The 13305-nt window shown below is 60.4% G+C and carries 6 protein-coding genes; all 6 read left to right on the top strand.

Features of this window, described 5'->3' with window-relative positions:
• Positions 1-91: 91 nt before the first annotated feature.
• Positions 92-1492 carry an adenosylhomocysteinase gene (gene ahcY, locus ACQKKX_RS15720; RefSeq protein WP_427571900.1) on the top strand — a complete coding sequence of 467 codons (1401 nt, stop codon included), beginning with the start codon at positions 92-94 and terminating at the stop codon, positions 1490-1492.
• A 193-nt stretch (positions 1493-1685) separates the two neighbouring features.
• Entirely contained in the window at positions 1686-4271 is a 2586-nt protein-coding gene (locus tag ACQKKX_RS15725; protein ID WP_427571902.1) for an ATP-binding protein, read from the top strand.
• On the top strand, positions 4268-5782 hold the full coding sequence (gene tsaE / locus ACQKKX_RS15730; RefSeq protein ID WP_427571904.1) for a tRNA (adenosine(37)-N6)-threonylcarbamoyltransferase complex ATPase subunit type 1 TsaE: 1515 nt from the start codon (positions 4268-4270) through the stop codon (positions 5780-5782). Before ACQKKX_RS15725 ends, tsaE begins: the two co-directional genes overlap by 4 nt.
• A gap of 22 nt (positions 5783-5804) precedes the next feature.
• Complete coding sequence (locus ACQKKX_RS15735; protein ID WP_427571906.1) at positions 5805-6536, top strand: nucleotidyltransferase family protein; 732 nt, start codon at positions 5805-5807, stop codon at positions 6534-6536.
• Positions 6533-9733: a double-strand break repair protein AddB gene (gene addB / locus ACQKKX_RS15740; RefSeq protein ID WP_427571908.1), complete on the top strand. Its 3201-nt coding sequence runs from the start codon at positions 6533-6535 to the stop codon at positions 9731-9733. Before ACQKKX_RS15735 ends, addB begins: the two co-directional genes overlap by 4 nt.
• The gene (gene addA, locus ACQKKX_RS15745; RefSeq protein WP_427571910.1) at positions 9726-13274 is read left to right on the top strand and encodes a double-strand break repair helicase AddA; all 3549 of its coding nucleotides are present in this window, start codon (positions 9726-9728) and stop codon (positions 13272-13274) included. The genes addB and addA overlap by 8 nt, the downstream gene beginning before the upstream one ends.
• The last annotated feature ends 31 nt before the right edge of the window (positions 13275-13305 follow it).

The following is a 13305-nucleotide window of genomic DNA, read 5'->3' on the forward strand; positions in this document are numbered from 1 at the left end:
GCTACATCCCAGCCACGAAATCCGTCCGTGATGGACGGTATTCTACGGCTCTTCCAAGGAGAAGAGCTCGATCGTGAGCTGGAGATCCATCATGAGCACTGAAAAAGATTATATTGTCGCCGATATTTCCCTGGCGGATTTCGGCCGCAAGGAACTCGATATTGCCGAGACCGAAATGCCCGGCCTGATGTCCTGCCGCGCGGAATTCGGCGAATCCCAGCCGCTAAAGGGTGCGCGCATTTCAGGATCGCTGCACATGACGATCCAGACGGCCGTCCTGATCGAGACACTGAAGGTTCTGGGTGCAGACATTCGCTGGGCCTCGTGCAACATTTTCTCCACCCAGGACCACGCCGCAGCTGCAATCGCCGCAGCCGGCATTCCGGTCTTTGCGGTAAAGGGCGAATCGCTCACCGAATACTGGGAGTACACGGACAAGATCTTCCAGTGGGCCGATGGTGGCTATTCCAACATGATCCTGGATGATGGCGGCGACGCCACCATGTACATCCTGCTTGGCGCGCGTGCCGAAGCCGGTGAGGACGTATTGTCGAACCCAGGTTCGGAAGAGGAAGAGATCCTGTTTGCGCAGATCAGGAAGCGCCTCGAAGCGTCGCCGGGCTGGTTTACCAAGCAGCGTGATGCGATCAAAGGCGTGACCGAGGAAACCACGACGGGGGTTCATCGTCTCTACGAACTGGCCAAGAAAGGCCTGCTGCCCTTCCCGGCAATCAACGTCAACGATTCCGTCACCAAGTCGAAATTCGACAACAAGTATGGTTGCAAGGAGTCTCTCGTCGACGGCATCCGTCGCGGCACCGATGTAATGATGGCCGGCAAGGTCGCGGTCGTCTGCGGGTACGGCGATGTCGGCAAGGGGTCGGCTGCCTCGCTTCAGGGCGCCGGCGCCCGCGTAAAGGTCACGGAAGTCGATCCGATCTGCGCTCTCCAGGCGGCCATGGACGGTTTCGAAGTCGTTGTTCTCGAGGACGTCGTGTCCACGGCCGACATCTTTATCACCACGACCGGCAACAAGGATGTCATTCGCATCGACCATATGCGCGCGATGAAGGACATGGCGATCGTGGGCAATATCGGCCACTTCGATAACGAGATTCAGGTCGCTGCGTTGAAGAACCTCAAATGGACCAACGTCAAGCCGCAGGTCGACATGGTTGAGTTTCCGGCTGGCAACCGCATCATCCTTCTGTCTGAAGGGCGCCTGCTCAATCTCGGTAACGCCACCGGTCACCCGTCCTTCGTGATGTCGGCTTCGTTCACCAACCAGACCCTGGCCCAGATCGAGCTTTTCACCAAGCCCGGCGTTTACAAGAATGAAGTGTATATTCTTCCAAAGCACCTGGACGAAAAGGTTGCCCGTCTTCATCTCGAGAAGCTGGGTGTGAAGCTGACCGAGCTTCTCCCGGAACAGGCCGCGTATATTGGCGTGCCCCAGCAGGGACCGTTTAAGGCCGAACACTACCGCTACTGATATTTAGCCGGTTCATCCACAATATATGGGGCCGCAAGCGTTGACAAACGGTTGCGGCCTATTTTTTCGCAGCCTGCTTTCCGCAGAAATCGGAAACACGTATTGTAGAAACACTTGATTCGCGCGGTTTTTTGCGTGGCGCGAACTGGAATGTCTTGTCGACGATGCGGCACATGGACGGAGACAGACCGGAATGGCGGTTGGGAATACGGGTCTGCCTGGGTGGGCCGAAAGAATTGTCGAAGGCGACGAGGCTTCGGCAACAGTGAATTTTTGCCAAGGCATGGCGATCAAACGCGGACCCGCAAGGCGTGGTCTGGGTCGGCTTATGCATTGGGCAACTGTTGCGCTGTCGGGCACGGCGCTATCGGGCTATGCGGGCATTGCTTGCGCGCAGGAGGCCGGATTTGGCGCGGCACGGCTGCTGTCTTCGACCGAAATCATCGTCCCTACACTGACCATCGGTGCTCTGGCGGCCGCGCTGCTGTCGACCATCTGGCTTGTTCGCCAGAAGGGCAATATCGAGGCTGAAAGCCGGGAGGTGCGCGGTGCTCTTTCCGATGCTCAGCAGAAGATCTCGAAATACGAAGCGCTGATCGCGGAAAAGAACCGTCGCATCGTGATCTGGGAAGCCGGGCCTGGTCGACCGGAGTTTCTGGGTCAGTTGCCGCTGGAAACCGGTGCACCTGCGCAGGATCGGGATTTTCTTGCCTTTGGCCGCTGGCTCAGCACGACTTCGGCTCCCGAACTCGAACGCGCCATCGAAGCACTTCGCAGCAATGCCCGCAGCTTCGACATGGTTGTGGAAACGTCACGCAACGAGGTTCTTGAGGTTCAGGGTCGCGTATCCGGCGGCAAGGCTTTCGTTCGTTTTATCGCGCTCAACAATTTGCGCGCCGAGCTTGCCGAACTGAAAATCGAGCGTGAGCGCCTTTTCAACTCGATGTCACTGTTCCAGTCCTTGCTCGACAGCCTTGAACAACCCGTCTGGCGCCGCGACGGCGACGGCAATCTGACTTGGGTCAACCGCGCCTATAGCGATGCCGTGGAAGCATCTTCGCCCGCCATGGCGGTGCAAGAGAAACAGGAATTCCTGGGTACGATCGCGCGCCAGAAAATCCGTGCGACGGCGACGGCTGCTTCTCCCTTCCACGACCGTCTATCGACCGTTGTTCGCGGCAATCGCACCATTTTCGACATCTGCGACGTGATCGGCACCGGTGGTTCCGCGGGGATGGCAATCGATGTCTCCGAAGCGGAGAGCGTTCGCGAGGAACTCAAACGCACGCTTAAGAGCCACGCCGAGACATTGGACCATCTGGCCACGCCGGTTGCCATCTTCGACGGCGAGCAGCGACTGCAATTCTACAATCAGGCCTTCGTACGTCTCTGGGATTTTGAACTCGGTTTTCTTGAAAGCCGGCCGAACAATGCCGAGATGCTGGAACGCTTGCGCAGCCGGAACAAGCTGCCGGAGCAATTGAACTGGCGCAACTGGAAGGAATCCGTCCTTTCCGTCTATCGCTCGCTCGATACGCAGTCCGATCGCTGGCATCTGCCCAATGGCCAGACATTGCAGGTCATTGCGACGGCACACCCTCAGGGCGGCGCGACCTGGGTGTTTGAGAACCTGACAGAACAGATGGATCTTGAAACCCGGTACAATACACTCGTCAAGGTTCAGGGCGAGACAATCGATCACCTTTCCGAAGGCGTCGCGGTTTTCGGTCCCGATGGTCGTATCCGCTTGTCGAATCCGGCTTTCCGCGTTCTGTGGAATGTCACCGAGGAACAGGCCAAGCCGGGTACGCATATCCGTGCCATCGAAGCGGCCTGCGCCTACGAATACGACAAGGCCGACGGCTGGCGGCACTTTGGACAGATGCTGACCAATTTCGACGACGAGCGCCCCTCCGTGCAGGGAACGTTCGAACTCCATTCCGGACTTGTGCTGGATTACGCCGTCATCCCGTTGCCGAATGCGCAGACGATGTTGACCTTCGTCAACCGCACAGACAGCGCTCTGGCCGAGCGCGCTCTGAAGGAAAAGAACGAGGCGCTGCGCCGGGCCGACGAGTTGAAGAACGACTTCGTTCAGCATGTATCCTATGAGCTGCGTTCACCCCTCACGAATATCATCGGCTTTACCGATCTGCTCAAGACGCCGGGCCTGGGCGATCTGAACGACCGCCAGGCGGAATATGTCGACCATATCTCAACATCGTCATCGATCCTCCTGACGATCGTCAACGATATCCTGGATCTCGCCACCGTCGATGCCGGCATCATGCAGCTGAACTATGGGGAAACCGACATAGACGAGCTGCTCGACGATGTTTCGCTGCAGATTGCCGATCGTCTGCAGGAAAACAGCGTCACGCTGGAAATCAATGCGCCGGGCGGCCTCGGCATCATCGTTGCCGATCAGCAGCGGTTGAAGCAGATCCTCATCAAGCTGATCACCAATGCCACGAATTTCGCACCCGAAGGATCGACGATCACCTTGAACTGCTGGCGTCAGGGCGAGGATTTCTTCTTCTCCGTGGCAGACAAGGGTCCGGGCATCCCCGAAGATATGCTGAAGACGGTATTTGATCGCTTCTCCTCCAGCAACAAGGGCGGCAAACGCAGCGGCGCTGGGCTGGGCCTCTCGATTGTCGAGAGCTTCGTGACGCTTCACCATGGTGACGTTCGCATCGAAAGCGGTCCAAGTCAGGGAACGACCGTGACCTGCCGAATCCCAAGCGCGCTGAATGCCCGCTCCGTCGCCGCCGAATGAGCAAGCATACGGTCTTCACCATCCCGTTGGCAGACGAGGCGGCAACGGCCCGCCTTGGTGAGGATCTCTCCCTTGCCCTGAAGCCGGGTGATTGTCTCGCACTCTCGGGCGATCTGGGGGCCGGCAAGTCCACGCTTGCCCGCGCCTTCCTTCGCGCCTTGGCCGATGACGACCATCTGGAAGTGCCAAGCCCGACCTTCACGCTTGTCCAGACCTACCCGTTGCGCATCCCCGTTGCCCATTTCGATCTCTACCGGCTGGCTGACAGCGCCGAACTGCATGAGCTCGGTTTCGACGAGGCTCTGTCGGAGGGCATCTGCCTGGTAGAATGGCCGGAAGCGGCAGGCGATGAATTGCCTGAGGATCGCATCGGACTGACGCTGAAGCACGATGGATCTGGTCGGCTGGCGACGATCGTGGCTGCGGGATCGCGCGCCGATCGGATCGCGCGCTCCCTGTCCATCCGAGACTTTCTCGATACACATGACTTCAATTCCAGTCGCCGTCGGTTCCTGACCGGCGATGCCTCCATCATGCGCGGCTATGAGAGGATCCGGAACGCCGATGGTCGATCCGCGATCCTGATGGATTGGCCCTTGCGGCCCGAAGGGCCCGCGGTCCTCGATGGAAAGCCCTATCCGAAGGTTGCCCATATTGCCGAAAACATATCGCCCTTTGCGGCGGTCGATGAATATCTGCGCCAGATCGGACTGGCCGCGCCGGAAATTCATGCCGCCGACTACGACGCCGGGTTTCTTCTGAGTGAAGATATCGGTTCCGACGGCGTATTGGACGCGCAAGGACGACCGATCGCAGAGCGCTACCGGGAAAGCGTTGCCGCTCTTGCCCACCTGCATGGCCAACCGGTGCGCGACCGGCTCCCATTTGACGGAAACCGCATCCACCACGTACCGGATTTTGATCCGATCGCCATCAAGATCGAGGCGCGTCTGCTGCTCGACTGGCATCTGCCGTGGAAGAATGGCGGTCCGGCCAGCGATCGGCAGCGGGACACCTACCTGTCCATATGGGACGATCTGATCGCTGCGCTATCCGATTGCGAGACCCATCTTCTCCTGCGCGACTTTCATTCCCCCAACATTATCTGGCGGCGGCAGGCCGAGGGTATCTCAAGGGTTGGCATCATCGATTTCCAGGATGCGATGATCGGTCCGACTGCTTATGACGTCGCTTCGCTGCTTCAGGATGCCCGGGTGACAATTTCGCCAGAGCTCGGCGATCGGCTGATGCAGGAATATCTGCGTCTTCGCAATGCCCAGGGTAATTTCGACGAGAGGCGCTTTCTCAAAGCCTGGTCGATCATGGCGGCGCAACGTAATTGCAAGCTCGCGGGTCTGTGGGTACGGTTGATGCAGCGCGACGGAAAGCCGGGCTACATGCAGCATATGCCCCGCACGCTAAATTATCTTTCCGCAGCACTGGAGCATGAGGCACTTGCCCCCTTGCGTGATTGGCTCAGGCAGGCTGGAATAGTCCCCAGCGAAGCCTGACCACGGAATCACGACGGCGATCATGACAATAAAAGATGCGATGGTACTGGCTGCCGGTCTTGGCACGCGTTTGCGGCCGATTACCGACAGAATGCCCAAACCATTGGTGCCGGTCGGCGGCAAGGCGATGATCGATTACGCGCTGGACAGTCTGGCGGATGTCGGTGTGTCTCGGGCCGTCGTCAATGTTCACCATTTTGCGGATCAGATGGAAGGCCATCTTGCCGGCTATCGTCGTCTCGAAGTTACCATTTCTGACGAACGCGCCCAGCTGATGAATTCAGGGGGCGGACTGGTCAAGGGTTTGAAGCTTCTAAACCCCGGACGCATCTTCGTGATGAATGCCGACCTGTTCTGGATCGGCGAAACCGCCGGCGAAAAAACCAATCTCCAGAGGCTGGCCGAATTCTTCGATCCGGAGCGCATGGACATGGCGCTGTTGTGCGTGCCGATTGAGAATACGACTGGCCATAACGGCAAGAAGGATTTCGGTCTTGCGCCTGACGGGCAGCTTACCCGGTATGACGAAGGGTCCGGAGAGGCTGTCGTGTATGCGGGCGCGATCGTTCTTCAGACATCGCTTTTCGACGACGCGCCGCAGGATGCCTTCAATCTCAACATCTATTTCGACCGGGCTATTGCCGCCGGTCGGCTCTACGGTATCCGCCTTGTGGGCCACTGGCTGACGGTGGGGACGCCGGAAGCGCTGTCCGAAGCCGAAACGGTGCTTCGCAGGTCCGGGTTCGGCCTATGAATGCCAGCCGCCATAAACGCGTTTTCACCATACCGCCGGGCGTACCGTTTCTTCCCACGGTCGCTTCCGCGTTGCTGGATGGCAGGTTGGTCGCTGGTTTCACCCATGACGCAGCGGATCCGCTATCCCTCTCCAAGGTAACGATTTTCGTACCGACCCGGCGTGCGGCGCGCGTGTTGCGCTCCGAATTCGTGGATCTTCTTGGCGGCCGATCCGCCATTCTGCCGATCATTCGTCCACTCGGTGAAACAGATGACGACAGCGGCTATTTCGATCTTGCCACTCCGGAGGAAATGGATCTGGCGCTGCCGATCGGAGGGGTGGCGCGCCTGCTCGAGCTTGCACGCCTGATCCTGGCCTGGCGCAATCAGCTTCCGCTGGCCATCACGGCCGTCCATTCGACTTCGCCGCTTGTGGCACCTGCAAGCCCGGCGGACGCGATCTGGCTGGCGCGCGCGCTCGCCGAACTGATCGACTCGGTGGAAACGGAGGACCGGGACTGGAGCGATCTCGAAAAACTCGACACGTCGGACCATCCCTTGTGGTGGCAGCTGACTGCGGAATTTCTGAAAATCGCAAGCGCCTTCTGGCCGGCGCGGTTGGAAGAAATCCGCCGTTCTTCCCCTGCCCGACATCAGAGCGCAATTTTGCGCGGGGAAGCGCGACGCATTGCGACCGCTGCCCATCAGGGACCCGTCATCGTCGCCGGGTCCACCGGTTCGGTGCCGGCAGCGGCCGATCTGATCGCAGCGATCGCCATGCTGGCTGATGGCGTCGTGGTCCTGCCCGGCCTTGACCAGCATATGTCGGAGAACGATTGGCAGTTGCTCGACGATCGCCCCGTTCGCGACAAGCGGTCCGATCCCGCAGCGCGCAGCCATCCGCAATTTGGCCTGCACAAATTATTGAAACGACTTCAGATCGACCGAAACGAGGTGAGCCAGCTTGCAGCACCTTCGGACGATCTGGCTTTCCGGGCCGCAGCCCTGTCGCAGGCCCTGACCCCGGCTCAGGCGACCGACGACTGGAACGAGTGGCGAACCGCGGCTGATGCGCAGGCTCTCAGCAGGGCTTTTGCCGATACCGCGCTGATCGAAGCCGCCAATGAGCGCGAGGAGGCGACCGCCATTGCGATCGCGCTGCGTTTGGCGCTGGAAGATCCTGGACGCAACGGTGACTCGCAGGTCGCGCTGATCACGCCGGACCGCGGCCTTGCCCGCCGCGTCAAGACAGAGCTGGGAAGGTTCGGCATAGTCGCCGATGATACGGCCGGCACACCTCTTTCGGCAACATCGCAGGGAACGCTACTGCAACTGACGCTTGAGGCGATCCTGCGTCCGGGCGATCCGGTGCCGATCGTCTCGGTGCTCAAGCATCCACTGGCGCGGTTCGGCCTCTCTGCAGAGGAGGCGCGCGATGCAGCGCAGGCCCTGGAAGTGATCGCCTTGCGCGGCGGCATCGGCGAAATGGCCCTCGGCACGCTTGGTTCGCTTCTGGATCAACGCATCAGCGAACAGAAGGAGGATCGCCATCCGCCCCAATGGCGCCTGTCGTTGCCGGAGCACGCAGCTGAACAGGCCAGACAACTGGCGATGCGGATCGCCGCTGCGGTTGAGCCGCTGGCATCTGCGGTCTTGGGCCGCTCGCCGGGCGGGCGCGGCCGAACCGCGAAATTGTCCCTGTCCGACTGGGCCTCGCGGTCCGGGCGGGTACTGGAGGAGATGGTCAGGGACGAGCGGGGTGACCTTTCGGCCTTATGGACCGGCGAAGCTGGCGAAAGACTGGCCGACCTTCTGTCCGAAGTGATGGAGACGGACGGCCAGCTGGAGGCCGATGGCCCGCAATGGATCGATATCGTCTCCGCGCTCACGGCCGCGGAGGCAGTCAAGCCAAAGGCGCTACGCCATCCGCGCGTGTTCATCTTCGGCACGCTGGAAGCGCGGCTACAGACTGTCGATACTCTGGTTCTGGGCGGCCTCAACGAGGGATCCTGGCCCGGACAGTCCATCAACAATCCTTTCCTGTCGCGAACGATGAAGGTCGACCTTGGCCTCGAGCCGCCTGAACGAAGGATCGGACAGCTCGCCCATGATTTTGAAATGGCGAGCGGCACCCGCCGACTGATCTACTCCCGATCCCTACGGCAGGGAACGGCGCCGACCGTCGCCTCACGCTGGCTGCAGCGACTGTTGGCACTGTGTGGGCCGGATTTCGCCAGCGACCTGCGCGCCCGTGGAAATGTCTACCGCGAGTGGGCGGGGATCATTGACGACGCCCCTTCGCAGCCGGTCGCCAAGCGCCCCTCCCCTACCCCACCGGCAGATGTGCAGCCGACACAATATTCGTTCAGCGAAGTCGGGCGATTGCGTCGCGACCCCTACACCATCTATGCCGCCCGCATTCTCAAGCTGGATCCACTGACTCGCTTTAACGAAGATCCGGGAGCAGCCCAGCGCGGCACGCTTTACCACCGGATCATCGACGCATACACGCGGGAAGGCCATATTCCCGGCTCACCTGCCGCGCGCGCTGCTTTGCTGCGCGTGACCGAAGCACTTTTCGATGCCGAGGAATTGCCTGCCCATATCGACCAGGTCTGGCGCCCGCGATTCATCAAGGTTGCCGAAGCCTTTCTGGACTGGGAAAAAGACCGCGCGCACGGTATCCGCGAGACGTTCACGGAACGCGCAGCCGGGTTCGATATGGCCGAAGCCGGCATCCGGCTGACTGGCGTTGCCGATCGTATCGATCTCAAGGAGTCTGGCCGGGCCGATATCATAGACTACAAGACCGGCCTCAGCCCCTCGGTCAATCAGGCCCGATCGCTACTTGACCCGCAGCTGGCGCTGGAGGCCGCCGCGCTGCTGGCCGGGGGTTTCAAGGACCTGCCGCCATTGACGCCTGAGCAACTCGCCTATGTGCGCCTGAGACCGGGTGACCGTTTCGCGGCGGATGTGGTGAACAACGAATATGCGAAGGAAACGGCACGCATCCAGCCAAAATCCGCCCTCGATTTGGCAGCCGAAAGCCGCGCGCAACTGGCCGGCTTCGTGAACCATTTGCGCAGCGGCAAGGCCGGGTTTTCCTCCCGTCTCGTGCCTACGATGCAAAACGCCTATGATGGCGATTACGACCATCTGGCACGCGTTGCCGAATGGTCGACGGCAGATGTTGAAGAAGGCGACGGCGATGAGTGATGTTGTGCCGCAGCCGATCGATGACGATCCCAAGCAGTGGATCGACTGGACAAGCGTCCAGCAGTCGCTTGCATCCGACCCGGCAAGCTCAGCCTGGGTTTCTGCAAATGCCGGTTCGGGAAAGACGCATGTGCTGACGCAACGCGTCATCCGCCTTCTGCTGTCCGGCTGCCGGCCATCCTCCATTCTTTGTCTGACCTATACCAAGGCCGCAGCCTCGGAAATGTCAAACCGTGTATTTCATCGGCTGGCGGGATGGACCGTTTTGTCGGATGCGGCACTGGCCGACCAGATTGCTGCGATGGAAGGCAGGCGTCCTGACCGGATGATGCTGGCGGAGGCGCGCCGTTTGTTTGCGCGTGCGCTGGAGACGCCAGGCGGCCTGAAAATTCAGACTATCCACGCTTTCTGTGAATCGCTGCTGCACCAGTTTCCGCTTGAAGCCAATGTCGCCGGGCATTTTTCCGTGCTGGACGATCGCGCTGCCGCGACCCTTCTGGCGGAAGCGCGGCGCTCCTTGCTGACAGCGACAGCGGGGGAAGACGATCCCTCCCTCGGGACAGCCTTTGCGCATGTTCTTGATCTTGGGGACGAGAGCGGGCTGGAGAACCTGCTTTCCGACATCGTTGCCAACCGCACGGCCATCAGTGCGTTCCTGGCGAGAGCAGCTGCAAATGGTGGTGTTGCCGCCGTATTGCGCCATGCCTACGGCCTTGCGGAAAACGAGAACGCGGAAATCTGCGCTGCGCGTTACTGGCCGATGCCCGGACTTTCGGGGTCGACGCTCGATCTCTATCTGGACCTTGCCGACCGAAGCGGCGGTGCCAAGGTGACGGAGGTCGCCTATGGGCTGCGGCTGGTACAACGCGAGACCGACGTCTTCAAGCGCGCCGATCATCTGGAGCGAATTCTGCTGACCAAGGATGGAAGCCCGAAGGCCGATTCGTCTCTTGTCGCGAAAGCGATGCTGACGGCTGCACCTGAACTTGGGGCTGCCGTCAGCGCCGCACGCGGGCATATCGCCACGTGTCGCAATCGTTTCAGGACGCTGCGCATGGTCATCGCAACGGAGGCCGCGCTCCTCTTGGCCGATCGCCTCAACCACGACTACGAAAACCTCAAGAAGCAGCGAAGCCTCCTCGATTTCGAGGATCTGATCAATCGCACTGCCAATCTGCTCACGCGTGACGGCGTCGGCGCCTGGGTGCACTACAAGCTCGACCAGGGTATCGACCATATCCTTGTTGATGAAGCGCAAGATACGAGCCCGGTCCAATGGAGCGTGATCAAATCGCTCGCCGAGGATTTTTACGGCGGTCGTAGCGCACGCGATGCCACCCGCACGCTGTTTGCCGTCGGCGACGAAAAGCAGTCGATCTATTCTTTCCAGGGCGCTCGGCCCGAACGGTTCTCCCAAGAGCGCGATGATACGCTGCAGCAGGTAAGACAGAGCGGACTTTCCTTTCATTCCGTGCGTCTTCCACTCTCCTTTCGATCGACCGCGGAAGTGCTCAGCGCCGTCGATCAGGTGTTTTCGCTGGAAGACAACGCCCGTGGTCTCAGCGCAGGTGGCGATGCCATCATTCATCGTTCGAACCGCCTTGGTCATCCCGGCATGGTCGATCTTTGGGATACGATCGTACCGGACGTGGTTGAAGCTGAGGACGACTGGACGGCGCCCTTCGACGCAACGCCGGACAAGGCGCCCTCCGCTATCCTTGCCGCCCGCATCGCTCATGTGATCGGAACGATGATCGGCAACGAGACGGTGATCGAACATGGTGTCGAACGGCCGATCCACGCCGGCGATATTCTGGTTCTCGTGCGCAAGCGCGATGCCTTCGTCAACGCCCTCACCAGAGCCCTGAAGCGCCGAGGTGATATTTCCGTCGCTGGCGCCGATCGTCTGCGGCTGACCAGCCATATTGCCGTTCAGGACCTGCTGGCGCTGGGGCGCTTTCTGCTCCTGCCCGGTGACGACCTATCCCTGGCGGCCGTTTTGAAAAGTCCTCTTTTCAATCTTACCGAAGAACAGGTCTTCGACATTGCAGCCCGCCGACCCGAGAATGTCAGCGTGTGGGCGCATCTGCACACGCTTGCGGTACAAACGCCAGTTTTCCAGACAATCGTCACAAGACTGCAGCGCCACATCACTCTTTCGCAAACCATGGATGTCCACGATTTCTTCGCTCAGCTCTTGGGTGCTGACGGTGGCCGCCGGCAATTCCTTGCTCGCCTCGGCAGCGAGGCCGGCGACATCCTCGACGAATTTCTGACCTTCGCGATAGACCACGAAGCAAACGGCCTGCCCGGTCTGCAATCATTCGTCTCCACGCTTGAAATGGAATCGCCAGTGATCAAACGGGAACAGGATAGCGGTCGAAGCGAGGTGCGGATCATGACCGTGCACGCCTCGAAGGGCCTCGAGGCACCCATCGTGTTTCTGGTCGATAGTGGTTCCAAAGCCTTCGTCCATAGTCACGTCTCCAAATTACGGATGCTTCGCGTCAGTGATGCCGACATTCCCGCATGGTTGCCGTCCAAAACCCTTACCAATGGCTTCAGCGACGCCGACGAAGAGCGGCTGCGCATCTCGACGGAGGAGGAATACCGCCGCCTTCTCTATGTGGGCATGACGCGCGCCGCAGACCGGCTCATCGTCTGCGGATATCGCGGCAAGCGTGAGAACCCCGATAGTTGGCAGGCCATGGTTGCCCGTGCACTCAGCGCGAGTGGTGAGAACTGCAAGCCTGCGGAATTCACGGGACCCGATAATAGCACCTGGCCCGGCTTGCGCTGGCGGCTGGAGGGCGCCTTGCTCCGGGACCTACCCCGACAAGAAGCGCAGCACGAGGCGCGCAGAAGTGCTCCGCTGCCTGAAGTGCTGTCCCACCCGCTGCCGCCCCAACGAACGCTGCCGAGACCCTTGAGCCCGTCAGGTGCCGGCACGATGATCGACGACGATGTTCATGATGCAATGGTGACATCACGCTTGTTCGGCCCAGCGACAAGCGGAAACCGTGCGTTGCAGCGAGGCCGCATGACCCATCGCATGCTGCAGATGCTACCGGACTTTCCGCACGCGGAACGCCGCGCGGCCGCAGAACGCTATGCGTCCCGGGCCGTCCCATTCTGGCCGGAAGCGGAACGCATCCGGCTTGTTGAAACCGTCATGGCCGTACTATCCGCAAGCGAGCTCAGCGGGGCGTTCAGCGACCACGCGCAGGCGGAGGTTTCGATCATGGGCACTTTGACGCTTGGAGGACGCGATTACGCCGTCTCCGGCCGCCTCGATCGGCTCGTCGTCACCAACGACCGCGTGACGATCATGGACTACAAGACCAATCGCAATCCGCCGCACTCCGAAACGGATACACCCTTTTCGCACCGAGCCCAATTGGCGATCTACCGCGAGATCCTCGCGCCGCTATATCCGGACCGTGCAATTGACTGCGTGCTGGTCTATACAGAAACAGGCCATGTCATCCGGCTGTCGGATGAGTTACTGTCCCGTTCGCTCAAGGAGCTGGGTACAAAGTGATCTCGGACCATTGAATTTCTTCGAGTCCACA

Source organism: Neorhizobium sp. NPDC001467 (genome assembly GCF_050275975.1).
Classification (GTDB): Bacteria; Pseudomonadota; Alphaproteobacteria; order Rhizobiales; family Rhizobiaceae; genus Neorhizobium.